Raw genomic sequence first — 24,487 nt, forward strand, 5'->3', positions numbered from 1 at the left:
AAAACAGTTTTTACTATGCTTTCCAAAGATAGATTCCTGTGACAATACGACTTTGACAACCGCATTCTCGCAGTTTCTATCTTTGGTACAACCTACCATTCTCAGCCAAAAACTGTCCACAGTATTGACTGGTATACTTTGAGCTATTTCAAGGGAAATTAAATGACCAATATTAAATTTACCACCCGCACATTTTTCAAAATCATTTTTAAGCTTATTGGTCCAATCACTTGTATCAAAATTATATTTAACAAGAAATAATGTTGGAAAAATCATACCTTCTTCCATCGTGATTGTAGTATGCGCTGTCGCTTCTTCACCAATCCTATAACTAATGCCCTGCTCGTTTAGTTCATTTTTGATTTCAGTAATATCTCGTAACTCTTTAAATGCAATACCACTAAAACCATTGAACTTTTCAGCCGAAATCCCAAAACGAACGTTAAAGTTAATAAACTCAATGTTTAGTTCTCCAAAATTCAAGCCTACACTGGTATATTTATCATCTTCAATTAAGGGCCAAGCCAATGGCAAACCAAATCGATCACTGACCCGCATAGCAGATTCGTAAGGATCATTTACTTCTATCATTAGATGATCAAGATTGACAAGCACTCGTTGTGTATCCTTTTTTCTAGTTTCGACATCCAAATCTCACTTTCCTAGATCATAAGTAATACATTCTGATATTCAGAAAGTATATAAAGATGACTCTTCTCATATACTTTACTAGATTGGTAAAAATATGTCAGTAACCATTTTACTATCAGGAACACATGGCAAAGGGGTTTTATGAATTTCCTTGCCTCCCAGGGCAATCACATATAACTTCACCCTTATAAAAAGCATGTTCTAAAGCCAGCTTTGCACAACGTCTGCATAACACCCTTCGAACACACCATGAAACCTTCCCTAGAAGCTTAGTTACCGCATCCTTGCGGCAAACAGTTCGACGTGTGTTATCCGGCCTTTGTCTACCACTGGTGTATATTTACTAGTGATTCAGATATTGCAAAAAGCGGATAATATCCACTTAAATTAGGGATCTACTTTAAACCGATATATAACTAAATTTAAAGATCAGCACAGACCCTATATTTAAAAAATATCAAATACATACTAACATTTACAGATATCCACCTATTGTCTATTCAAACGTAAATACAATGGATGCACCGATTGAAAGCCTTGCTTTAATAAAATCAGGAATATCTTCTTTAATATGTTGATCAAATTTTGCTTCTTTAATAGCTATTTTCTTCTTCTCTGACAAACCAATCAACTCTGCAACCTTTTTCGCTTTCTCATATACCCTTTTTACAATTTTCTCTCTATACTGTTCTTTATCTTTCACTTCATAGTAAATATCTTTACTCGCTACTATAATATTGTCATAGGCGTCATATTTCTTAGAGAATTTTTGAACAAAATCTAATGCAATAGCTATTTTTTCTGCTTTCACCCAAAACGTGTCACTATCTGTAAAGTCTATTGCCAAATAAACGTTAAGATTAGAATTTACTACGTCCTCACTTTTATTAAAAAAACTGATATCAATTTTTTTAGCATACTTCTTGGGCTTAAAAAAATCTGTAGAGGAAATTGAGAATGATGGTTCATTTAATGCGTTCAACTCTTCAACCAACTTATCTAAAACAGTTTTCGACTGACTAAGGGCGGTTGTATAAGACTTATCCGTAGTTTTTATTGTCACTGGCAAATAAGCAACATCTGGTTTAACCTCTATTTCACCTTCAATTTTATATTGAAAGTTATGTTTATACATATCATATGTATTATAACCCTTACTACTGCTGAAACCTCCATAAGCAAACGAAGCAACAAAAAAAGTAAAACTAATTAAAAAAAATTGGCTGGCATAGTTCATCAACTGATCCTTTATTGTTCAATGCAAATATTAGACAAAACTAATCCAATATAAAGTCTCATAATGTATTTTATATTAAGAAAATTAGAGTGACATGTCATCTGATCTCATAGTATTTTTGTGTACCGAAAAATACCACTACACAAACATTCATTGGACATCTATCGTTTAAGCACTTTTTTGCTTTCAACACCTATTGCAAAGCAGACATAGCAAAAAAAGTCAGTATTAGTACCCTACTCACAAACATCTCCTCTTTAATCAAAGAGATAATTAAGCTATAACATAGCTTTCACCAAAACAATCCATACAATAATTAAAATAACATAGTTTACGATAGTTCTAGCAACACCAGAAACTTTATAATTACCTGAATGAAGTACTAAGTACGAGGGAGGTTTTCTAATCCTACTTATAAGATACACTAAAGTCGTTAACAAGATAATACCTCCAATAATCGCTACACCAGTGGTACCCAGTAAGTCAATAAATTTAACCAGTAATTTTGCCTTACGTCCATGGGGATCAGCACCTTCTTGTTCAATCTGATCTGCCATCCTATAAAATAACCATGTTAAAAAGCCAAAAACCGTTAATGCCCATAAAGAACCATACGATGCTTTTGGAATATTATATTCATCAACTGTTTCTATAAATTTTTCACCAAATAGATTTTTTATAAATCCATAAGCAGATTGAAACGATTGATCATCACTAAAAAACATAGTTGCATCATCTTCACTTTTACCATCTTTAAACGTTACTTCTATTTCATTTCGTTTAATATCAGCAGATATTTTACTAACAGTAGATAAATGTATTACTTTTACGTCTTTAGTAAATACATTCAACGGCGACTCATTATTTTTTAACTTATCTAGGGCGACTTCTTCATTTTCATTATTATCAAAATCATCGATATAAATTGTTTCATTCGTTACTAAATAAAAATCCGTTCCGACTGTATCCTCTCCACTCCATATTTTCATACATAAGGCTCCATCATTAGTACGCTTAAAATATTTATGGCCATCATATAAAATATAGTTTGGCACTAAAATAAAGCGAGTTTCGACAAGATAAAATAATACGTTAACGCTATGAGACGTTAACCCTATCTACAAGTACATTTTCTGCCAATCATTAACAGATGTTTAAGTAACGAACAGCAGTAGGCTTTATATTATAATTAGTGCTCTTTTTTTATTTTACATAACCACGTATAAGAAAAAGTCATCAATGAATATCTCCTGACGACAAAGAGGAATAAGCAACTTTGATAAAAAACGTTGACAACAAAATTGAATACTCATTCTCAAAATTTATATACTAATAACGAAGGGTTTTTAATGGAGTAGGTCTACAACTGCAAAAATTGTGGTAATTACTACTTTAACTTATATGTATATAACGCCACTCTCTTCTTCCTTAGTGATCAAGCACTGAAAACAAACGTCATGCACTCTAGAGGTATAAAAAGGGTTCGTTAAGAGTATACATAATAAAAAACCAACGGCCACGATACATATAAATAAGTTACAATTTACAAAAGAAAAATCTAATATTTAATTTTCTTCGTATCATCCTATCGTCAGAAGGCTCTGATCCTTATATATTATTCAACAAAGTATAAATACAAGCAAACAAAAACCTATGAGTTGATAAAACCCAATTATTAAACATATTAGTGTCTTTTTCTTACCGCACAGAGACGTTTAAAAACCAGCACTTTCGTTTAATTGCCTTTTAAAGTAAACACATATCTTTTAAAACATAAAACAACAAACAGACTAAATATACGTCATTAATAATCATATAAACTTAATACCACAAATGGAATGATCACTATTTTTCAACTATGCTTTTAATAAACAGCTTTCAAAATCTAAGCAAACATCTCTAGAATACCTTAATACATTCATCGAGCTCTTGATTTTCATTATCAAAAAAACAACAACCCAATAAAAAAGGAGAAAGCCACAACACAAAATCATAAACCTTTATTTTTAAAGATGAACACATAAATCATCTTTAAACTAGATGTATTGAAAAATATATTTAGTGCCATATTACCTATATGGCATCTTATGCTGTTGACATAAGAAATTAAATTTTATGATTTTTAGCAAGTCCTTGAAAATATTTTGTTACACATTAACAATGTTAACCGTGAGGTTATTATGGCCAAGGAAACTGTACTAATCGCTATTGGCATAGCCCTGGTGTTTAGTAGCAATGCTTTCTCACAGGGTAAAACAGAAAGCCATGAGGCGGTTGATGCCACTAAAATTAAAATACAAACCGAAGAAGAGGCTTTGGCTACTGACTTAAAGTTAGTCGCTAAAGCAAAAGGATGGACTATTGAAGAAGCCAGAGCTGATTATAATGCAGCTGCAGCAGTAGGTGCTGTAGCAGAGCGATTAGCTAAATCTCACCCAGACTTATTTGTAGGATCAGTGTTATCTGAACAACCAGGTGGCACACCTTCTTTATATGTAAAAGGTACGGCACCAAGCCTAGTATACAATCTGGTCGCTGAATCAAAAATTGATATCAATATTGTTGATCAGCAACCCTTTTCATTCTTGGAATTAGAGAGCCGTGCCTATCAAATTCAAAGTAATTTAAAGGAGCTAGGTTATAAAGATTTCGCTACTTCATTTGATTTTAGAAATGCAGGTAGAATTGACGTATTAGTTGCGGAACAAACTGATAAACTTAACTTTTCTAGCCAAGTAGTATCTGAGTTACCCATCTCGCTACAAAGCAATGTAAATGTGACTATTAGTAAAAAACCAGTCGGTGTCGCAGAGCTGGCTTTTGGCGGGATGAGAGTGCTCGACGATAACACTTTTGAATGTACATCAGGTTGGTCTGTTGAAAATAGTAGTGGTACAACAGGTGTCACCACTGCGGGGCATTGTGATGGAATCAACCAAATAGATCATCCTCCCTATGCCTATCATCCGCTAGTTCATAAAGGGCAACATAGAGGAGCGTGGGGTGATGTGGAATGGAAAACATCCACTTATACTGAGCCCGCACAGTTCTATGCTGATCAAAATAATAACATTCGTAATGTGACGTCCCTTGAAGCGCGCGCTAATATCACTATTGGTGAATCAATTTGTATGTTTGGCCGATCTTCAAATAAAAGGGATTGCAGCCTTGATGTCAGTGCTACCTCTGTTAGCTGTACCTTTAATGGAATCAACACGCAACGCCTCGTTCGTATGAACGGTGATGTCACAATTGGTGGTGATAGCGGTGGAGGCTGGTCTTTTAATTATAAGGCTTATGGTTCCCATGTTGGGGATTGCGGAGGTCTTAATGTATTTAGTGTCGCCGATCTTTTTGATGAAGCGCTGGGTGTAACAGTCCGAGTACAATAAGCCAAAAAACCTCGATTATGTGGTACAGTACATAATCGAGGATATAGAGAGCTTTATGAAAAATAGTCTAGAAAAGGGGTCATTAAATCATAACAACAACTAAAACGGATCATATGTAACAACTCACACTTTATTTGCTACGAACACTAGACGTTGTATCATTATCAATCAAAAACATCTTTACCTTTTATCAGAGTAAAAATTGAATAGCCACCGACTATTGTTCCAATGGGAAAAGCTGGCAACATTAATATTGCAATAACCATTGATGGCAACCATGACCAGTGTTCATATTTTCGTAATCCAAAAGCAATTACCAAGGAGGATAGAGAAAGTACAACGGACAAGTACAATGCAATGTGATTATTGTCTAAGTAAAGTTCAAATACACAAAAGCTTAAAGATGATATTGTCAATTTTAACTTACAACGCATAATTCTTAAGCTTTCACATTGGCGAGGTTAAAACCAAACCACAACATTAAACTACCCATTACACCTTTAATTAAACGTGTAAACAAAGGTCGGTCCCCACCCATTGCTTTCGCAGCAACCAATGCTACACATGTAAACCATATACCTACGATAATAACCTGTAAGCTCACAAGAAAAAGCGTAGTAGTGACTATGTCTGCAACATCTACTAAAAACTGAGGAAACAACGCCAGATAGAACATTGATACCTTAGGGTTCAAAATATTTGTAGTAAACCCCTGCACCCATGCGCTACAAAAAGATTTATGCTGTTTCCTTTTTTGAATAAAGCTTAATTTATTGTTTTGTGGTGATGGCTTTAATGCCTGCAGTAATGATGTCATACCAAGGTATATTAAATACACAACACCTAACGTCTTTACAACTATAAAAATCTCCGCTGACCCCATAATGAGAGCGGATATACCAATCACTGAACACAAGCCATGTACATAGAAACCACACAGTGTACCAAGTAGTGTCACAAAAGCAGTTTTACGTCCATGAACAATCGCATTAGTTACAATAAGCAATCCGTTTGGGCCAGGTAACATAACCCCTAACCCCACAATAACACAAAAACTCGTTAATAATTCAGAAGACACTGTTTATCCTGTATCAATAAAGACTGATATATACAAAAAAGTAGTAACTCATATTACCCATGAATTCCCGTTTTTGAGCAGATCGCTACATAGTACAAGACGAAGTAAACAACTTTTCTAACCAAATAGAGCTTATATATTCTCCATTTTTCTTGGCGTACTCATTAAACACTCCTATTTCACTGAATCCAAATCGTTTGTGTAACTTTATTGATGATTCATTCGGAAGAGCTATACCACAAAGCGCTCTATGAACAGCTTGAACAGATAATGCTGAAAATAGGCGTGTATACAATGCTGTACCTATCCCCATGCCTTTGGCTTTTTCATTTAAGTAGATTGTTACCTCAACAGTATCACTAAAAGCCATACCCGTCCGATAAGCTTGAGAACAAGCAAAACCAAGTACTTTTCCATCTTTTACAGCTACATAAATCTGGTGTTTCGTTTCTGGATTAAATTGTAAAAACCAGTCCAAACGGTTTTCATAAGTAAATATTTTTTCTTCAAATCGAGTATTTGAAGTCAAAATAAAATGATTAAATATATCAGTAATTACTTCTACGTGAGATCGCTCACCAACCTTTATTTCCACTTAAACTCCTTGTTTATTTATTTTAGCCTATATCAATAACAAACAATACTGATTAAAATTCACCTAAAAACCCATGATAAAAAAGCACTTTTCTGTGAGAGCTGTGCCAGCGTTGAACTCATAGCCCTGTTAGTATCGAGGATACAACCGCTAAACATGCAGCAGTCGCTGTTTTAATCCTCATCTATTCCTTATACATCGTGTCCCTCTGTGTACTGCTTAACTGAGTAGTCAATAAATATAAAAAATTCGTTAGTCGTATAACTATATAAGCAAGAGATTTTTCAAGGGCATTATACTTTAGTCTATATTGGGCAATAATCTCTTGTAATAGATTATCAATTTTTTTATAAAGTCATCCTGAAAGTGGTTTGTGTCAATCGATAATAATCGATAGATTCTATTTAATCAAATCTATCTAATTGCTTTATATCTAAATTACCGTTTGAATAGTCAACCACTTTCTTAATGCCAAAAATAGTATTACTTAGTGTTACTACCAAACAAAAGGACTTTCTTCATGAAATTAAAATGCTTAAGCATTGCCTTAGCGACTCTACCATTAATGGTATCTGCAGCTGATTATTATGAATATTGTAATCAAATATTAGTTGATGGCACTTTGCAAACTTATGAGTCAACTTCAAACTATGAGGCCAAAATTGCGTTAAAAAAATGGCTATGTAGCCATGAATCAAGCTCAGGTGGTGGAGGTGGTGGTTTAGAGCTGGATGTTATTGGTATTTTTACGATTGGTGGTAGCGGTCAGTCTGCAAAGCAATGGAAAAAAGAAAACTGTTCAGGGACCGACTACAATTATGAAGGCAGTAAATCATCTCATGTGTTAATTCAACATAGTAGTGATAGTGTTATTAACGCATGGTCTCAATGTATTAAGGATATTCGTCCTGAAAAGCTAGCATGCTATGCAAAAGAAACAGAAAGCTCTTTATTGATGACTGTAGAGCTTGGTTACGGTATAGGTAATATAGAAAATGCTGAAGTGGTGGGTACTAACCTAGATCCTCTTACCAGCGTTCCTAACCGCTTTCGACCAGGTAAGAAAAATTTACGATATAGAATTAATAACCCACGTTATGAGTCATATTTTGATTTAAATGGTGAAGCGGATTACCTTGATGTGTCTTGCAGTTATACCATTCCATCAAAACCGGTATCTGAAGATGGTGATAAAGGATGTGAAGTATTCCGATTACAGTCTTTGAGCAAGGGAAAAATCACTGCCTATGAATATCAATATCTACGAGAAATGAACCAGGTGCCCTTATTCAGCAATAAAAATGGCGAACTGATTGGCTACTACAGTTGTTCAGAATTCGAATAAAATATAACTATAAATAAATGACTACAAGAATAAAAAGCATATGGAGTATTCAATGAAAACGTCTTTGCTAAAGATATTAATTTCCATGACTTTAGTAGGTATTTCTATTCCTACTTTTGCTACAGACCCCATAAGAATTGAAAAGCGCTGTGAAGATGACAGCTTAAGCTCAAGTGCTGCATTTGGCCGAAATGATTGGGCACAAAAATGTAAATATATAACTCATCGGACTTGGGACTTTAATGTTAATGATGATTATGGCAATCGTCGAGGACGTCCTTTTTATCCAAGCTTTTATGAGCCTAATAACTTTGATCATTGGTTTAAAGCACCTACCACAAAAGCTGCGAACTGTGGTAGAGGTGCTGGTGATAAGTATACCAAAATACTCACATGTTTAGCATCTTGCTATACTCCTGATCAAAAATTATTATTCCCTGAAGGTGAGCTTACTATCTATGATGCGTTTAGCCGTCAAGTTAAAAAAATCGTTACGCTTGATGATGCAGCAAGTTTAAATAATCTACAATATACAACACGTCCAGTTAGTGCATACAGTGAATCTGTTCGCGATGTATTACATGAAATTCTGGTAATCAAAACTCAAAATGGTGGTCAACTTAAAGTTACACCTAATCATCCACTTTTGGTTTCTTCCGGCCATATGAAAAATGCCGAGGATTTAAAAGTTGGTGATTCACTTATTTCACAAAATGGTACGTTTGATTCTATTGTATCCATTAAAAGTACTGAGTTTTTTGGCAAAGTATATAATGTTAGACCTGATTCAAGTGGTGAAAATGGTGTAAGTTTGAATGGTCAAATCGTTATCGCTCAAGGCTTTTTAAGTGGTTCAATGTATTACCAAAACACGGGTGCTTACCATGTTAATCGTTTAGTGCTACGTGATAACTTACCTGAAGACTTACTCTAGTAGTTCATTAAAAATAATATCTTAACATATCTTGTATTTTAGAGTTATTTCAGCCTAAATGGAATAGACTGTCGTGCTTTAATCCAACCATCTACTATATTGGATTTTAGTGGTTAGTGACTCAACAGCCTTATAAAAGCAATATTTTTGGTATTGTTATAGATATACCCAATATGAAGGTTTTTTAGGGGCGGCCGTCAAGCGATGAAGCCTCAGGATCTTATATTAATAAGTGACTGGGGTGAAGAGCGCTGACAACAAACCCTAAAAATGATTCGTGAAGGGTATATTACAGTTTTAATTATTTGCGAATAGAGCTTATGAACAACATCATTTAGTACTGTTTTACCTTACTAAATTATTTCATAAAATCTATTCGCCTTTTCTGTTACTGAGGTTTTTATGAAGAAGCTACCATTTGCTATGGTATTGATTGCAATAGGCATAGGTGCAGTCATTTTTAGCTATTGGTTAACAAATCAATCACACTCAAAAGTAACAGCGGCACCTGTTAATAGTATTATTAAAAAACATAAAGAAGAACATACACTCAAAGTAAGTGATTCTGAAGACCGCAAAATTGAAGTCGCTGTTCAAGAATCAGCTACAGATAATCAAGAACCACTTCAACAAAAAGTCAAACCTTGGAGAAAACCATCAACACATTTTCAATCATTTATAGAATTGATGGATAAACCGTTAGTCAGTGAAGAAGAAAGAGTGAAGCTTCAAGTGTTAATGAATGACTATGCGCTCTTAAATACCAGTCGAGAAATACTGTTTCGAACGATTAAAAGTAATGAACTTGACCTAGTCCGTGAACGGGAGCGTTTAGATGCAGTATTGTATTTAACAACTATTCTTGTCGGTAAATATAACTCATCACAACAAGAACTAGCATCAGAGCTCGTTATTGACGTACTCAACAATAGAACTTATCAAGATACTTTATCAACAGATTTAAAAAAATCTTTGGTAGGAGATAAAGTGGAGTTAGGACTTGCATTAGCCGTGTTTCATCCTGAACGCTGGAATCAATATAAAGAAAATTATAACCTAGGAGAAAAACATCAAAAATTAGTTCACTATATTGATGAATTAGCTAAACTGAAAGCTGAGCAACTTAAAAACAATGCTGAAAGACTTGCAAATAGATTAAGGACAATCAGTAATTCATAACCGTATTCAACTTATTTCACACGTTTTTATTCTTTATGATGGCCTTTGTCGCTCAATTAACTTAGTGGTCATTTTATATTCACTATGAGTTCTACTGAACCTACAAAGGCTACCACTTTATCAAGTATTTTGCTCTATAAGTTGCAAAGTACCTCAAAAATACACTTTTTCCTTGATAACGATGTCAGCGCATGGCTCGAATCTTCATGCATAATCAGGTTTCCCAGCAGATTAATTAGATCTATCTTAATCACTTAAAAAAATCAAGAAGTGTTTTATTAAAGATTTTAGGTTGGTCCATCAGCGATAAATGCCCAGCTTCTTTAATTCGATAAAATGTTGCATTGGGAATTATTTTGGCTGCGGCTTCACCATATTCAATCGAAAATAACTGATCATTTTCCCCCCAAACTATCAACGTTTCACTCTTAATTTGCTGAAGTGATTCCTCTGGTATAGCAGACACAGCAGCTCCCCTACCTTGCGTAAAAGCGTTTTTACCCCCTTCCCGCTTTAATACCTCAATAGAATAATAGCTGTGATTTGGGTCTCTTCTTTCAGGCTTGAATAATAGATAACGGGAAAAAAAGCTATTTGCTAAACGAGACGGTGCACTATTCATCCAAAGCATTGCTATAAAGGGCATAAATGAAGGTTTAGCCCCAAGCGCACCCGAATCGACTAAAACCAGCTTATCAACACAATCCGGATAATCCAATGCAAACTGAAGCGCTATGGCACCACCTTGAGATAGTCCGACAATATGAGCCTTGGTTATTTTTAATGCTGACAAAAATCCTTTAAGCCACTCTGAAAAGTATAATCGATCATATGCAGCACTGGGTTTTTCTGACTCACCGTAACCCACTATATCAGGAGCAATCACGTGGAATTTTTCTGCAATTGCACTGATTGATGGATACCACGTAACAGCGCCGGCCCCGGCACCATGTAATAATACTACTGGAAAGCCTGTACCAGCAGATAGGTAAGATGTCACAACCCCATTAGCAGCTATCTGACCTTGTTGTATTGGTGCTTCAATTTTATCTATAAGCGCTGCTCGATAGTTTATTGTTTTCATTTTTTTTTGCCTGCCATTTGGCTATGTCAGTGTTCTTTATTTAACTAACTATATCCTTCGTATTGGATATATAAACTTCAAAGTGACTCAATATATGCCTTTGTGCATACAGAACTACTTATTTAATATCTCTTTTACCCATTCTCTAAAGAATTTTAACTGTTCTTCAGTATGAAAGAAATGCTCTCCATTTTCTAAAATTTTCAAATTACAATTAAAACGGTTAGAAAACGAAGATATCGTGTCAAAATTACATAATTCATCAGCAGAACCATATAAAATTGATGTCGGGACAGTCCATTTCTCAACTGGATTTTCTTTTACATAACAGTAGTAATCCCAATAAAGAACATGCCCTATAGGTGTAGAAATTTCCTTTTCAGATTGCAGTCTATCTTCAGTAATGCTAAACCACTTCATCATATTGTTAATGATACACTCCATGTCAACAATAGGAGAAAGGAATAAGCATTGTTTCACTATGTTATGATGATATGCCAAAAGGCTAAAATAAGCGCCTATACTACATGAAAATAAGCTTATACTTTCAAACTTAAGCTGTGCATAATGCATAATAGTATTAAGATCTTGGATACAATTTTGTACTTTGCAAAGATAAGATTCATTTGTACGGTCACCATGCTCTGGCAAATCAAAACTCAGTACTTGATAACCTGATTTAACAGCTTCTTCTGCAAATATAACAATTGAATCATCTGCTTTATTTGACTTATCTCCATGCACAGCTATAAATAATTTTTCTGACGCTTTACCCCATAAAACTGCAGGTATACTTTCAATGAGCAAATCTGTTCTTTTCACTGTAAACTACCATAAATATCAATCTAAAGCCTTCGTTTTGGCTAAATTAAACTTGAGGGTACTTCTAAAAAGCTTGTGCTTCATTGACTAGGCAGGAATTTGCAGCAATAACCTGCCATTGATCATCCTCTCTTTTTTGCCAAATACGCATAAAACGCAGAACTACCTCAGACAGTTCACCCGCAATTTCTCCTTGAATATGAGACAAAACCGAGACAACTGCAATACTACCCTGTAGTTTTATTAATTGTTCAGATTGACTTATTGCTTTAATTTTAACATATCCAGATTGATGTGCTTTTAAGTCATCCTGTTTCGACATCACTTGTCCAAGATGATTGGTAAAAATAAGGTCATCAGCAAGTAGTTGATCAAGAGTGTGGATATCAGAGTTAAGCATTGCTGTTTTTAGCTGCTCTTCTAATGTCAAGATAAATTGGTTGTTGTTATTCATGTTATACCCTTTTTTTTTACTGCTACCCTTTAACCAACTGCATAGTCCAGCTCAACAAAGACATAAGGTAGCACACAAAAAAATTTATTAATCGTAGCCAAAATCCTAATGAAGGATAACTAAATCAGTTTTAATACTATACTACTCTTGTTGCCATCGAGTGATTTGGGCTAAGCTCTAATAAATCCCAAAGGTTTCCGTAAAGATCTTCAAATACGGCTACTGTTCCATAATCTTGCTGTATTGGCTCTCGAATGAAGTTGATACCTTCTTTGACCATATTTTCATAATCACGCCAAAAATTATCTGTACTTAAAAATAAAAAAACACGCCCTCCAGCCTGATTACCAATACACTTAAATTGTTCTGGTTTCGAAGCCTTGGCTAATAGCAATGTCATACCTTGTGACCCTGGAGGAGAAACAACCACCCAACGCTTGCCTTGTTCAGGTTGATATGTGTCCTCTATAAGCTCAAACTTTAGCTTATTTACATAAAAATCAATGGCTTCATCGTAGTCTTTGACGACTAATGCAACGTGAATAAGCGCTTGCTTCATGTTGATCCTTTTACACGACCAAAATATTGCTCTAATCGTATCAAGAAAAAGAACAAAGACGCTATAACATAAATCATAAACTGACAAAAAAGAGAGGATTCAACTTACTACTTATCAAACCATGCCTTTAAACCTTTCATAACCATTTCAACGGCAACAGTACCTACATACAAAGCCGTTATCCGCCCAGCTATTTCAATATAACGCTCAATTAATGCTTCTCGACGTACTTGTACATAATCGTGAAGTGTTTTAAGTAATACGACAATAGCCACAGACACAAAGACCGCAACAAGTACAATACCACATGCCAGAAAAGGCTCATGCCGTTTGCCAATAATAACACTGGCACTGATCGTTCCTGGTCCAATAAGCACAGGCATTGCAATCGCACCAGAAATGTGAGCAGCTTCGCCTTGAAGGATTTCGATTGCGGTGGGTCCTTTAAAAACAAATTGCAACCCTATAATTATAAATACTAGCCCACCGAACATCTGAAAAGATGCAAACTCGGCCTGAATAATCGTTGAAAATATGACATCACCTAAGACAGTAAAACAACAAAAGACTATTCCTGCTATGATTCCTGCCCTTATCAAGACTTGCCTAAACTGTGTCTGGTCTAATTTTTTCATTGGACCTACTAGATAGACAATAAGTAGAAATGGATTCAGCAGTGCGAGTAACAATGTACCTGATTCAATAATACCCACCATTTTATCTTATACTCTGTCAGTTGTGGTTTTCATGAAGTACCATAAGCGCATTGTAGTATATAGACTGTATTTTTAGTTGACACGTTTGTTAACCTCTGACTCTAAGTTGCAACCTTTCATGATCGCTTGAGGTAATTTGTTCAAAAAAAGTACAGATTTGTTAGGTAACCCTATACAAAGCAAAAATCCATCAACACCCGACGGGAAAAGCATGATCGAACAGCTTGAAATACGCCACCTCAAAACACTTGATGCTTTGTATAAATTCGGAAATATATCTTCTGCAGCAGAATACCTTAACGTTTCTCAACAGGCTATCAGCTTTCAACTTAAAAAAATTAGAGTGATCCTAAATGATCGTCTGTTCGTTAGAACAGGGCATGGCGTAACACCTACACCATATGCTAAATTAATTGAACCACATATTTATAAGGTACTCACTCATCTTAATAATATTCCCCTCCCTGGTTCGATTATACCCAGTAAAATAGAAAAAACGCTGGTCATCTCCGCAACTGATTATACGCAAAAAGTGATTATAGGTGCGCTAGTCAAGATGCTAAGAGCATCAGCCCCCAAAGTAAAAATCATCGTTATAAATATTGAAAGTGTTAACTTAACAAAAAAAATGCATCAAGGAGAAATTGATCTGGCATTTACCTCAGATGGATATGTACCTACAGGTCTTATTTCTAAAACGCTATTTACTGAAAAATACCGTTGTGTTTCTGCCAATAGAGACATTACTTTTGATGATTCTTTACCTATTAGTAAACTTATTGAATACGACTTTATTATTACATCGCCAGGAACAGGTAGTTTTAAGGGATCAGCAGATGTTTGGTTCGAACAACAAGGCTTTCGTCGAAACGTAGTGATCTCTGTTCCATCATTCTTCATGATGCAAGAATACTTAAAACAGTCCAATATGGTAGGTTTCATTCCATCTCGCCTTCTCCCCTATGAAGGCTTATTCGAAATTCCACTAGAAAAATATCCACCAGGATATACGGTTGTTGCTGCATACCACCCTAACGCCAATAGTGACCCATTTATGACATGGCTACTTGATGAAGTCAGTCACTTGTTCTCTGGCAAAATATAAAACGGCTTGTATCAGTTACAAGTTCCTCCTGATAGCCAACAAGTATCTGTTTCACTTACGCTAACAGACAGTACAGAACTTAATGGCTTAACATTTGGGCACTGCTAACAATAGTAATTTTTTTGTGAGAGCAAGGAAGCACTGCATGCAGGACCGCAGTGTATAAGGAATACATGAGGGCTAAATAGCGACTGCATGTTTAGCGATAGCAGTCTCAAGTACTTATTAGCGCTAGCAGGGCCATGAGTACAGCGCTGACACAGCTTTCACGGAAAAAGTGCATTATTAGAGGTGCCCATAAGAGGTTTCTATGAATATTCAAAAAATAAACCCTAATACACTCTATGATGGTTCCCCTTTTGGTTTATCTCAAGCAACCATTGATACGCTGAGTGGGCTCGTGTTTGTTTCAGGACAGGTGGACTGGGATACTGACTATGAGTTAAAAAATAGTACTATAGAAGCACAAGCTGAAAATGCATTAAAAAATCTAAGTGTTGTATTATCTGCAGCGAACGCCTCAGTTGAAAATATTCTACAGCTACGTGTTTATATTCGGGGCGAACTCAGTGAACATATGGACAACGTAGTGCCTATCATTACACAGTACCTGGGGACCTCTCGTCCAGCGCTGACAGGAATAGGTGTTGCATCACTGGCCTCTCCTGGCACATTAATTGAAATTGAAGCAGTGGCTAGGGTGAAGAACGCTGACAACGAACCCATTGCATCCTAAGGTCATAAAAATGATTTGTAAAGTGTATCTAAACTTTCGTCCTTAACAAATACTGTATAAAAGCGCTGGCGGGTGGATTTAAGTGGCTTGCGGCATGAGTTACTAAAGAAAAACGTCTAGACAACTCTAGTGGTGTTTTTAATACCGTCAGTTGCTCTGCTTGAATATCATCAGCAATAACCAATTTTGATAAACATCCAATACCTAAACCGGCTTTTACTGATTGTTTAATGGCTTCATGTCGTGTCAGTTCTAATCCTAACGTTACCTTTGCGCCAAGCCGCCCTATCGCAGCTTCAAAGATTGCTCTTGTCCCCGAACCCGGTTCTCTTAAAATCCACTGCTGCTGTTGTATTTCTTTCAAAGATAACTTTCCCTGTTGTGCCAGTGGGTGCTGGGAATGACAAAATACTTCTAGATTATCTTCACGCCAAGGTTGTACTGTCAATCGAGAATGAATCACAGGGCCTTCAATCAACCCGATATGAATTTGCCCCTTATCTACCATATCAATGACATCATGTGTATTTGCAATTTTAAGATCTAACGTCACCTCATTATAAATAGCAATAAATGATGCAAATAATTTTGGCAACAAAAATGAAGCAATGGTCTCACTTGCAACCACTCTTAATGTCCCTGACATCTCATTTTGATTTACCGTTTTAAACTTTTCGATAAGCGCCGAGATTTCTCGAACATTTGCTAAAGCATTAATACCCGCATCTGTAATCACTAATTCACGACCCACTCGACTGAATAACGAGTAACCTAATGCTGACTCAAGCTCTTTTAATGCTTGGCTTGCCGCCGACTGACTAATAGCTTGCTCATTAGCTGCAGCCGTCAAACGGCCTAAACGGGCAATAGCTTCGAATAAATGAAGCTGTCTAAGAGAAATGCTCATTTTCACACCATCGGACACTTTTTAGTACATCACAGAAATTTTACACTACATACATCGGTTTTACTTATATATTATATAAAAAACATCCATTATTCTTATAATTGATAAACGAATACACTGTTCACCTCCATTCCAGAGGTGCCTACAATGCAGACGATTGTACTCTTACCCTTGATCGCCTTTAGCGCGATATTGTTAGCCCATATCCCACAAGTCAGTGCATTAGGCTTAAGTCCTTTACCACTGGCCATCATTCTTGGGATTCTGCTAGGCCACTTAAGCTCACATGACTCATCACCCAAAGCAGCATTGTTTTTATCTTTTTACCAAAAAAAATTATTAAAACTTGGCATTGTACTGTTTGGATTTAGCTTAAGTATTCAGCAGATCGTCGCTGTTGGCTGGCAAGCCATATTTTTAGACATAATGATTATTATCAGTATCTTTAGCCTAGGTGCGTTTATCGGTATTCGGGTTCTAAAACTACCCAGAGACGTTGCAATTCTTACTTCAGTTGGCAGTGCAATTTGTGGTGCTGCAGCTATTCTAGCCACAGAAGCAACACTCAAAGCCAGACAACAACATGTCACCACCGCAATAGCTACTGTCATTCTCTTTGGTACACTGGCGATGATGAGTTATCCCATCATTTACCAGTATGTTGGTTTTAATGAACAAACATTTGGTATTTATATTGGCAGTACAGTTCATGAAGTTGCTCAGGCCGTAGCGGCTGGCCAATCGATTAGTGCAAATACTATGCAAACGGCCGTTGTCGTTAAACTTATTCGTGTGATGTTGCTAGCACCTTTTATTTTGGTTTTAAGTACAATATTAAGTCGAATCAATAAATCAACTCATGAAACTTCAACAACAATAACGATTCCATGGTTTGTTTTTGGGTTCATTATAGCCGCTGGTATTAATTCTTATGCAGAATTACCAACAATAATAACTCACACATTCACCTTTGCCAGTCAGCTTCTATTAAGTATTGCTATGGCTGCTTTAGGTTTTCAAACTAATTATAAAGCGATTAAATCTATAGGCATTAAACCTATTCTTCTTGCTTCAATTTTATTTATATTGCTACTATTCGGAGGATTCTATTTAAACCAATGGTTAGTATAGAAAGTGGAGGGATTAAATTAATTCACAACCTGTAGTACTAATAGAATAAACAAAATAGTGGATAATGCTTTCCAGAATAGAACAGGGTTGCGTTCGACTAAAGGTTGATCTTGGTATTGTGATATCAGTGATTGATTTGGTGTACACAAGTCAAAATAAAATGCAGAAAAAGATTGATAACGTTTATTTGGATAAGGCGATAAGGCTTTTTTTAATACTAAATCAAACCAAAGGGGAATATCAGGTCTTTTCTCTCTTATGGAGTGGTAATGCCAAGACTGGTAACTTTTTGGTATATGGTAAGATGATTTAACCACATTAAATGGCAGTTCCCCTGCCAGCATTTCATAAATAATCGTCGCTAAGGAAAATAGATCTGTCAGATGACTACATTGGCATTCTAACAAATACTCTGGTGCAATATAATCCGTAGAGCCCAACGGAAATTGTTCAGTTCTCAGCAACGTTTGGTTGTTTATTTCTGCTAATCCTTGTACGCCTACAGCCCCTAAATCTATTATTTTTATTTCGCCATTTTTTTCAAGCATAATATTGTCTGGTTTTAAGTCTCTGTGAACCATACATAATCGCTGTAAGGCCCGTAAAGGCTTAATAAGTCGATTGACTAACAGTCTCACTTGTTCAAGTGAAGGCTTTGGATTATCGTACATCCACTGTCGTAATGTTTGTCCTTCCACATACTCATAGAGCACGTATTGAAAACAGCTGTTTTCAGGGCAAGGTAAACCTTTAATTAAATTTGGATGGTTTATACGTTGAGCAACCCACTGTTCACAAGCAAAATGTTCAAGATAATGTACGTCTTCAGAAAAATGAGGCGATGGTGCTTTTAAAATACATTTTTGTTTGCCTGTAATTGACTCAACTAAATATAAATGACTGCGTGAACTGCTATGAATAACGTCTTGAATCTCATAACCGTCAATTTTCATACCTGACTTCATTATGGGAGGAATGACTTGCTGCTGTAGTCTAAATTGTGTTTCATTAAAATCCGCGACTGGAAGTTGATCAACGTGTAATAATAAGCAACTTATGTTATCACTACTTCCCTGTTCTAACGCTAATTGCACAATATTTTTTGCTTGTATTTCTAAATTATCTTCAGTTTTATTTAAACATTGTATTAATAGCTGATCACTGACCACATCATGTACACCATCTGTGGTGAGTACAAAAATGTCTCCTTGTTGTACATCAATCTGTTGATAATCAACCTCTATATGCAACGCAGCCCCCAAAGCCTTGTTAAGATAACGCTGCTTACCTTGTGATAAACGATGATCATTAGTCAACTGTTCTACACGCTTATGACGAAAAAGATATAACCGAGAGTCACCGATATGAAATAAATAAGCCGTCGTTGATTTAATAATAACCGCTGAAAACGTGGTTAAAAAGCTATCTTTAATGGGCTGCTGTTGACTATGCTGATATAACCAATAGTTTAACGCTGACAGTACTTTAACGGCTGCCGTTTTTACTGACCAGCTATCGGGCGTACAATAGTAATCTTCAATAAACTGAGTCACGGCTAATTGACTTGCTAGCTGAGCATTATCACTACAACTAACGCCATCAGCAATACAGCCTACAATCCCTTTATAATGTCGTGAACTATTGTCCGGGGTTAACGCTGCAAAAGCATCCTCATTTTGAACTTTGTTTCCAGCACAGCTATAACCACCAACATTAACAACCAGCGATGCACTTGGTTCAAGCAACGTTAATGAACTCAACAGACCCATCCTCGTGTATTTCTGTTATTTGACCTGAAGGCTCATCCATCCATAGTAAAATAATAAACCCAACAAGGGCTGTACCCGAAATTACCATAAAAAATGTAGCATAATCGACAAAGGATAAGATCGTTAAATAGGTAACGGCACCAATATTACCATAAGCACCTGTCATTCCTGCTATTTGCCCTGTTAATCTTCGTTTAATCAAAGGGACTACTGCAAAAACAGCCCCTTCCCCTGACTGAACAAAAAACGAACAGGCCATTGCAGCAACAACTGCTAGCCATACCGGCCAGTGACTATTCACCATACCCATTAAAAAATAACCTACCACCAAACCAGCTGTCAGCATTAATAGTACTGGCTTTCGCCCAAATCGATCACTTAACCATCCTCCACCAGGTCGAGACATTAAATTCATAAATGCATAAGCTGATGCTAGCATACCCGCAATGACTGGGGTTAATTGAAAGGTTTCAGCAAAAAAGAGCGGTAACATGGAAATTACGGCTAATTCAGAACCAAATGTTGCAAAATAAAGTATATTTAAAATAGCAACTTGCTTGAACTTATATTGATGTAACGTGGATACGGGCTGAGATAAAACTGTTTTATTAACTTTCCATGCTTTATGACAATCTAGAAAACATAGAATAACAAGAAAAGCATATAAACTAAGCGTGAACTCAACTGATAACATTTTCGCCGCTGCAGGTGAAAGCTTCCAAACCAACAGTGCCAATGCAGCATACAAAGGAACTTTCATCACCATCAATAAAACCAGATCACCTTTACTGGTTACTTCTATTGACCCCAAGTGTTTAGGTTTAAAATAAGTAGAACCTTTAGGGGTATCTGCAACCTGACGATAGAACATGATAGCAAACCCTAAGCTTAATACGCCAGTTAACCCTACAGCATAACGCCATCCATCATCACCACCAAACATCAATGCGATGGTCGGTAGTGTAAAAGCAGCGGCGGCAGAGCCAAAATTACCCCATCCTCCATAAATACCTTCTGCCATCCCCAACTCATTATATGGAAACCATTCACTAATTAACCGAATACCGATGACAAAACCAGCACCAATAAACCCTATCAAAAAACGCGCTATCGCCGCTTGTGTAAAACTGTCTGCAACCGCAAAAAGAAAGCAAGGCAACGAACAAAATACCAATAAATAGGTATACACTAAGCGTGGACCATAGCGATCAGTCAACATACCAACCACAATTCTCGCAGGAATGGTGAGTGCAACATTAATAATGAGCAGTGTTTTGATTTCTGCAGCAGACATCTCAAGGCTATCAGCAATGGCCATTAATAATGGTGCATGGTTAAACCAAACTACAAACGTAATAAAAAATGCAACCCAGCTTAAGTGAAGTATTTTCATTTTACCGGAAAAAGAAAATAGCTGGAAACGATCTAGAGAAGACATAGTAGTACCTTGACTTTATTTGCAATAAATAGTCATAGTGATCCTGACGTTTAACGTGGAGCTATTTGGCCTTATTTATTATTGTTATCCGACCTAAAAATAAATAGTAGAGAGTAGCTCAAATAGAATCATTGATCTTAACAAGATCATCAAAAACCCTAACATTATATATTTTCAAGCAAACGTCTGGATTTTCTATACACTCACCAGTGGTTAAATTAAAATGCTGTTTAAACAGCGGTGATGCAACGACCAATTGTTCATCAATAGAGCCAATAATACCACGAGAAATCACATTGGCTTTACCGATAGGGTCATAATTTGATACTGCATAAACTTTATTTATTCTGCTAATATAAAATAGAGCAATTTGCTGATTTTGGTAGAACACACAAATGCCGGAATCTTGAGGAATATCATTTAAGTCACATAAATAATCCCACTTTTGTTGCCTATCATCTAACAATAGGCTAGCCATATTATCGCCTACTAAATTCGTTGTTGGTACTATGCTCATTATTTCTTAACCTTAATACTCTATAGCCCTGGGTTTTATTTGTCCTCTTTCTGTTGAATAAATTAAATTTGCGTCGGGCTGATCTGAATTAATAAAATGTTTAAAACGTTTTAGTTTTTCTGAATTTTCTAAAGTAGTACGCCATTCACACTGGTATTTGGCAATACTATCAACCATTTCTTGTTCTAAAACATCACAAATACCTAGCTTGTCTTCAATCACAATACTACGTAAATAATCAATACCACCTTCCATATTTTCCAGCCATACAGAAGTACGTTGCAAACGATCTGCCGTACGAATATAAAACATTAAAATTCGATCAATATAACAAATTAACGTTTGGTTATCTAAATTCTTCGTAAATAAGGTTGCGTGACGTGGCCGCATTCCACCATTACCACCGATATACAAATTCCATCCATTTTCAGTAGCAATCACACCAATATCTTTTGACTGCGCTTCCGCACACTCTCGAGTACAACCGGATACTGCCATTTTTATTTTATGAGGCGAACGTAGCCCTTTATAGCGTTCCTCAATGGCAATAGCCATACTGGTACTGTCTTGCACACCATAACGACACCAGTTGGTACCGACACAAGATTTTACTGTTCGCATAGCCTTACCATAGGCATGCCCTGTTTCAAACCCTGCATCAATGAGTTGTTTCCATATTGCAGGTAATTGATGTAACGCAGCACCGAACAAATCAATTCGCTGACCACCCGTAATTTTAGTGTACAGATTAAACTGTTTAGCCACGTTACCAATGGCTATTAATTTATCCGGTGTTATTTCGCCACCTGGTATACGAGGCACAACGGAATAACTACCATTTTTTTGTAAATTAGCAAGAAAAGCATCATTGGTGTCTTGAAGACCGACATGCTCTTTTTTCAAAATATATTCATTCCAATAAGAAGAAAGTATTGAGGCAACGGTTGGCTTACATATATCACAGCCTAGACCTTTACCATATTGGGTGAGAAGACAATTGAATGTTTTAATTTTTTGAATACGAATAATATCAACTAATTCTTGTCTGGTATAACTGAAATGCTCACATAAGTGATTATTAACCGTGATTCCCTGTTTAGCTAATTCACTATCCATCACTTGTTTGACTAACGCGGAGCAACCACCGCAACCAGTAGAGGCAGATGTACTTGATTTAATCGCTGCCATATCACAGCAACCCTGCAGCACTGCTTGTTGGATATCCCCTTTAGATACACTATAACAAGTACATAATTGAGCACTTTCAGGTAAAGCATCCACCCCTAATACCGGAGTAGAACTTACATCATGGGAAGGAATCAGTAGCTGTTCTGGAGATTGCGGTAAATCAATGCCATTAAGATATAACTGCAGCAAATTACTATAATCTTCTGTATCACCCACGAGGATAGCGCCCAATAGTTTCTTCCCACTGCTGGAAACCACCAACCGTTTATACACTTGCTCAGTTTCATCACAAAAACTATAGCATTGTGCACCTGTCGTATATCCATGTGCATCACCAATACTACCCACTTCTACGCCTAATAGTTTGAGCTTAGTGCTCATATCAGCACCTAAAAATTGCTCATTACCTCCAGTAATATGAGATACCACAACTCTAGCCATTTGATAGCCTGGGGCCACTAAACCAAATATTTTTTTATTCCATAATGCACACTCACCTATGGCGTAAATATTGGGGTCACTGGTTTGGCATACGTTATTAATAGCAATGCCGCCTCGCTCTCCTACTTCAAGCGCACAATGCCGCGCTAGCTCATCAAAAGGCCGAATACCTGCAGAAAAAACAATCATATCTGTTTCTAAATGACTACCGTCAGTAAACGTCATTCGATAACGCGCATTTTCTCCTGTTGAGATGACGTTAGTGCTTTTATCCGTATGGATAGACACGCCGAGTGCTTCTATTTTTCGTTTCAGTAAAGCACCACCATTTTCATCAAGCTGAATGGCCATTAATTGTGGAGCAAACTCCACCACATGCGTTTTCAATCCCAACTGTTTCAAAGCATTCGCAGCTTCTAAGCCCAATAAACCACCACCGATCACCACACCAATTTTACTCGACTCAGCCGAAACTTTAATACGCTCTAAATCTTCTATGGTTCGATAAACTAAACAATGAGGTTGATCATTACCCTTTATGGGTGGAACAAAGGGGTAAGAGCCTGTGGCCAATATAAGCTTATCATATTCTTTACATAAACCACTGTTTGTATATACTTGTTTTTTACTTCTATCTATCGCAACAACTTTTTCATTTAAAATAAAATCAACGTTGTTTTCTTTATAATAATTTTCATCAGTTAACATAAGCTTTTTAACCGAGGTTCCAGAAAAAAAGCTGCTTAATTGCACTCTGTCGTAGGCTAGTCTTGGTTCATTGGAAATCGTTGTCATAGTAAACTGACTTGCATCTGGCTGAGCAAGCATTTGCCTAATAAACTCATGCCCTACCATGCCATTACCAATAATTACAATTTTTTGCATATTCATTTTCTTCACCCGCTCGCCAAAAAAGTTCAATACATCGAGCGACTTATTTTAAATGTGTCAGCCACTGTATCGCTTATTAGTTGTAGTTGAGCAAAGTTAATGCCAGTATATTTAGTATGAGTTAGATTCATTACAACCCACAGAATACCTGATTATGTTATTTATCAGCATTTAGTGAATAAACATTATCCAACGATTCATTTATCACCAAAGTAGTGCATTGTGCGCTAAGACTAAGCATAAAATTCAGCCAACAATATAAGAAAAGCTACAAGGTCATGAAATGATAAAACCTCTTGGCATGAATGTATATGCGGT

General features: G+C 36.3%; 22 protein-coding genes. 7 read left to right on the forward strand and 15 right to left on the reverse strand.

Translation table 11 applies throughout. The features are described 5' to 3' along the window. The 3 genes from ACQ96U_RS11840 to ACQ96U_RS11850 form a co-directional block, all read right to left on the reverse strand. The coding region (locus tag ACQ96U_RS11840; protein ID WP_431721464.1) for a hypothetical protein at positions 1-651 on the reverse strand (651 nt) is incomplete at its 3' end. 496 nt (positions 652-1,147) lie between these two features. Further along, entirely contained in the window at positions 1,148-1,888 is a 741-nt protein-coding gene (locus ACQ96U_RS11845; RefSeq protein ID WP_431721465.1) for an SIMPL domain-containing protein, read from the reverse strand. Positions 1,889-2,166: 278 nt separating this feature from the next. Then, positions 2,167-2,877: a hypothetical protein gene (locus ACQ96U_RS11850; protein WP_431721466.1), complete on the reverse strand. Its 711-nt coding sequence runs from the start codon at positions 2,875-2,877 to the stop codon at positions 2,167-2,169. Between the two features lie 1,191 nt (positions 2,878-4,068). Here ACQ96U_RS11850 and ACQ96U_RS11855 point away from each other — a divergent pair. Continuing rightward, on the forward strand, positions 4,069-5,280 hold the full coding sequence (locus ACQ96U_RS11855) for a hypothetical protein (protein WP_431721467.1): 1,212 nt from the start codon (positions 4,069-4,071) through the stop codon (positions 5,278-5,280). A gap of 439 nt (positions 5,281-5,719) precedes the next feature. On the opposite strand, the gene ACQ96U_RS11860 is transcribed toward ACQ96U_RS11855, so the two are convergent. Beyond that, a complete protein-coding gene (locus tag ACQ96U_RS11860) occupies positions 5,720-6,358 on the reverse strand; it encodes a LysE family translocator (RefSeq protein ID WP_431721468.1) in 639 nt (212 codons plus the stop codon). 85 nt (positions 6,359-6,443) lie between these two features. Then, positions 6,444-6,953, reverse strand: a complete 510-nt coding sequence (locus ACQ96U_RS11865) for an N-acetyltransferase family protein (protein ID WP_431721469.1) — start codon at positions 6,951-6,953, stop codon at positions 6,444-6,446. Between the two features lie 520 nt (positions 6,954-7,473). Here ACQ96U_RS11865 and ACQ96U_RS11870 point away from each other — a divergent pair. From ACQ96U_RS11870 to ACQ96U_RS11880, 3 genes are all read left to right on the forward strand, one after another. Next, on the forward strand, positions 7,474-8,298 hold the full coding sequence (locus ACQ96U_RS11870; RefSeq protein ID WP_431721470.1) for a hypothetical protein: 825 nt from the start codon (positions 7,474-7,476) through the stop codon (positions 8,296-8,298). Between the two features lie 52 nt (positions 8,299-8,350). Continuing rightward, entirely contained in the window at positions 8,351-9,232 is an 882-nt protein-coding gene (locus ACQ96U_RS11875) for a Hint domain-containing protein (protein ID WP_431721471.1), read from the forward strand. Between the two features lie 402 nt (positions 9,233-9,634). Beyond that, entirely contained in the window at positions 9,635-10,411 is a 777-nt protein-coding gene (locus ACQ96U_RS11880; RefSeq protein WP_431721472.1) for a hypothetical protein, read from the forward strand. Between the two features lie 250 nt (positions 10,412-10,661). On the opposite strand, the gene ACQ96U_RS11885 is transcribed toward ACQ96U_RS11880, so the two are convergent. The 5 genes from ACQ96U_RS11885 to ACQ96U_RS11905 all read right to left on the reverse strand — a co-directional run bounded on the left by ACQ96U_RS11885 (position 10,662) and on the right by ACQ96U_RS11905 (position 14,046). Then, positions 10,662-11,495 carry an alpha/beta fold hydrolase gene (locus ACQ96U_RS11885; RefSeq protein ID WP_431721473.1) on the reverse strand — a complete coding sequence of 278 codons (834 nt, stop codon included), beginning with the start codon at positions 11,493-11,495 and terminating at the stop codon, positions 10,662-10,664. A 114-nt stretch (positions 11,496-11,609) separates the two neighbouring features. Next, on the reverse strand, positions 11,610-12,317 hold the full coding sequence (locus tag ACQ96U_RS11890; protein ID WP_431721474.1) for an alpha/beta hydrolase: 708 nt from the start codon (positions 12,315-12,317) through the stop codon (positions 11,610-11,612). A gap of 64 nt (positions 12,318-12,381) precedes the next feature. Then, entirely contained in the window at positions 12,382-12,771 is a 390-nt protein-coding gene (locus ACQ96U_RS11895; RefSeq protein WP_431721475.1) for a nuclear transport factor 2 family protein, read from the reverse strand. A 136-nt stretch (positions 12,772-12,907) separates the two neighbouring features. Next, complete coding sequence (locus ACQ96U_RS11900) at positions 12,908-13,330, reverse strand: VOC family protein (RefSeq protein ID WP_431721476.1); 423 nt, start codon at positions 13,328-13,330, stop codon at positions 12,908-12,910. Positions 13,331-13,437: 107 nt separating this feature from the next. Then, a complete protein-coding gene (locus ACQ96U_RS11905; protein WP_431721477.1) occupies positions 13,438-14,046 on the reverse strand; it encodes a MarC family protein in 609 nt (202 codons plus the stop codon). Between the two features lie 211 nt (positions 14,047-14,257). Between ACQ96U_RS11905 and ACQ96U_RS11910 the strand changes: the two genes are divergently transcribed. Both ACQ96U_RS11910 and ACQ96U_RS11915 read left to right on the forward strand, forming a co-directional pair. Further along, positions 14,258-15,151: a LysR family transcriptional regulator gene (locus ACQ96U_RS11910; protein WP_431721478.1), complete on the forward strand. Its 894-nt coding sequence runs from the start codon at positions 14,258-14,260 to the stop codon at positions 15,149-15,151. A gap of 310 nt (positions 15,152-15,461) precedes the next feature. Beyond that, positions 15,462-15,887: a RidA family protein gene (locus ACQ96U_RS11915; RefSeq protein WP_431721479.1), complete on the forward strand. Its 426-nt coding sequence runs from the start codon at positions 15,462-15,464 to the stop codon at positions 15,885-15,887. 28 nt (positions 15,888-15,915) lie between these two features. Here ACQ96U_RS11915 and ACQ96U_RS11920 read toward each other — a convergent pair whose 3' ends face one another. Beyond that, positions 15,916-16,794, reverse strand: coding sequence for a LysR family transcriptional regulator (locus tag ACQ96U_RS11920; protein ID WP_431721480.1), 879 nt, complete (start codon positions 16,792-16,794; stop codon positions 15,916-15,918). Positions 16,795-16,941: 147 nt separating this feature from the next. Here ACQ96U_RS11920 and ACQ96U_RS11925 point away from each other — a divergent pair, with 147 nt between their 5' ends. Further along, a complete protein-coding gene (locus ACQ96U_RS11925) occupies positions 16,942-17,925 on the forward strand; it encodes a YeiH family protein (RefSeq protein ID WP_431721481.1) in 984 nt (327 codons plus the stop codon). Between the two features lie 17 nt (positions 17,926-17,942). Here the strand turns inward: ACQ96U_RS11925 and ACQ96U_RS11930 are convergent, their stop codons facing one another. The 4 genes from ACQ96U_RS11930 to nirB all read right to left on the reverse strand — a co-directional run bounded on the left by ACQ96U_RS11930 (position 17,943) and on the right by nirB (position 24,169). Next, the gene (locus ACQ96U_RS11930) at positions 17,943-19,685 is read right to left on the reverse strand and encodes a protein kinase domain-containing protein (protein ID WP_431721482.1); all 1,743 of its coding nucleotides are present in this window, start codon (positions 19,683-19,685) and stop codon (positions 17,943-17,945) included. Beyond that, a complete protein-coding gene (locus ACQ96U_RS11935) occupies positions 19,663-21,132 on the reverse strand; it encodes a NarK family nitrate/nitrite MFS transporter (RefSeq protein ID WP_431721483.1) in 1,470 nt (489 codons plus the stop codon). The genes ACQ96U_RS11930 and ACQ96U_RS11935 overlap by 23 nt, the downstream gene beginning before the upstream one ends. A 118-nt stretch (positions 21,133-21,250) precedes the next feature. After that, a complete protein-coding gene (gene nirD / locus ACQ96U_RS11940; RefSeq protein ID WP_431721484.1) occupies positions 21,251-21,649 on the reverse strand; it encodes a nitrite reductase small subunit NirD in 399 nt (132 codons plus the stop codon). Between the two features lie 12 nt (positions 21,650-21,661). Continuing rightward, entirely contained in the window at positions 21,662-24,169 is a 2,508-nt protein-coding gene (nirB, locus tag ACQ96U_RS11945) for a nitrite reductase large subunit NirB (protein WP_431721485.1), read from the reverse strand. Between the last annotated feature and the right edge of the window lie 318 nt (positions 24,170-24,487).

The sequence above is a fragment of the Zooshikella sp. RANM57 genome (genome assembly GCF_050749885.1).
Taxonomy (GTDB): Bacteria; Pseudomonadota; Gammaproteobacteria; order Pseudomonadales; family Zooshikellaceae; genus Zooshikella.

Bases quoted from the DNA above. Each gene is read 5' to 3' on its own strand.
- nirB (WP_431721485.1), bottom strand. From the start codon at position 24,169: ATGAATATGCAAAAAATTGTAATTATTGGTAATGGCATGGTAGGGCAT.
- ACQ96U_RS11905 (WP_431721477.1), bottom strand. From the start codon at position 14,046: ATGGTGGGTATTATTGAATCAGGTACATTGTTACTCGCACTGCTGAAT.
- ACQ96U_RS11900 (WP_431721476.1), bottom strand. From the start codon at position 13,330: ATGAAGCAAGCGCTTATTCACGTTGCATTAGTCGTCAAAGACTACGAT.
- ACQ96U_RS11870 (WP_431721470.1), top strand. From the start codon at position 7,474: ATGAAATTAAAATGCTTAAGCATTGCCTTAGCGACTCTACCATTAATG.
- ACQ96U_RS11925 (WP_431721481.1), top strand. From the start codon at position 16,942: ATGCAGACGATTGTACTCTTACCCTTGATCGCCTTTAGCGCGATATTG.
- ACQ96U_RS11855 (WP_431721467.1), top strand. From the start codon at position 4,069: ATGGCCAAGGAAACTGTACTAATCGCTATTGGCATAGCCCTGGTGTTT.
- nirD (WP_431721484.1), bottom strand. From the start codon at position 21,649: ATGAGCATAGTACCAACAACGAATTTAGTAGGCGATAATATGGCTAGC.
- ACQ96U_RS11895 (WP_431721475.1), bottom strand. From the start codon at position 12,771: ATGAATAACAACAACCAATTTATCTTGACATTAGAAGAGCAGCTAAAA.
- ACQ96U_RS11850 (WP_431721466.1), bottom strand. From the start codon at position 2,877: ATGAAAATATGGAGTGGAGAGGATACAGTCGGAACGGATTTTTATTTA.
- ACQ96U_RS11880 (WP_431721472.1), top strand. From the start codon at position 9,635: ATGAAGAAGCTACCATTTGCTATGGTATTGATTGCAATAGGCATAGGT.
- ACQ96U_RS11875 (WP_431721471.1), top strand. From the start codon at position 8,351: ATGAAAACGTCTTTGCTAAAGATATTAATTTCCATGACTTTAGTAGGT.
- ACQ96U_RS11910 (WP_431721478.1), top strand. From the start codon at position 14,258: ATGATCGAACAGCTTGAAATACGCCACCTCAAAACACTTGATGCTTTG.
- ACQ96U_RS11915 (WP_431721479.1), top strand. From the start codon at position 15,462: ATGAATATTCAAAAAATAAACCCTAATACACTCTATGATGGTTCCCCT.
- ACQ96U_RS11845 (WP_431721465.1), bottom strand. From the start codon at position 1,888: ATGAACTATGCCAGCCAATTTTTTTTAATTAGTTTTACTTTTTTTGTT.
- ACQ96U_RS11935 (WP_431721483.1), bottom strand. From the start codon at position 21,132: ATGTCTTCTCTAGATCGTTTCCAGCTATTTTCTTTTTCCGGTAAAATG.
- ACQ96U_RS11885 (WP_431721473.1), bottom strand. From the start codon at position 11,495: ATGAAAACAATAAACTATCGAGCAGCGCTTATAGATAAAATTGAAGCA.
- ACQ96U_RS11920 (WP_431721480.1), bottom strand. From the start codon at position 16,794: ATGAGCATTTCTCTTAGACAGCTTCATTTATTCGAAGCTATTGCCCGT.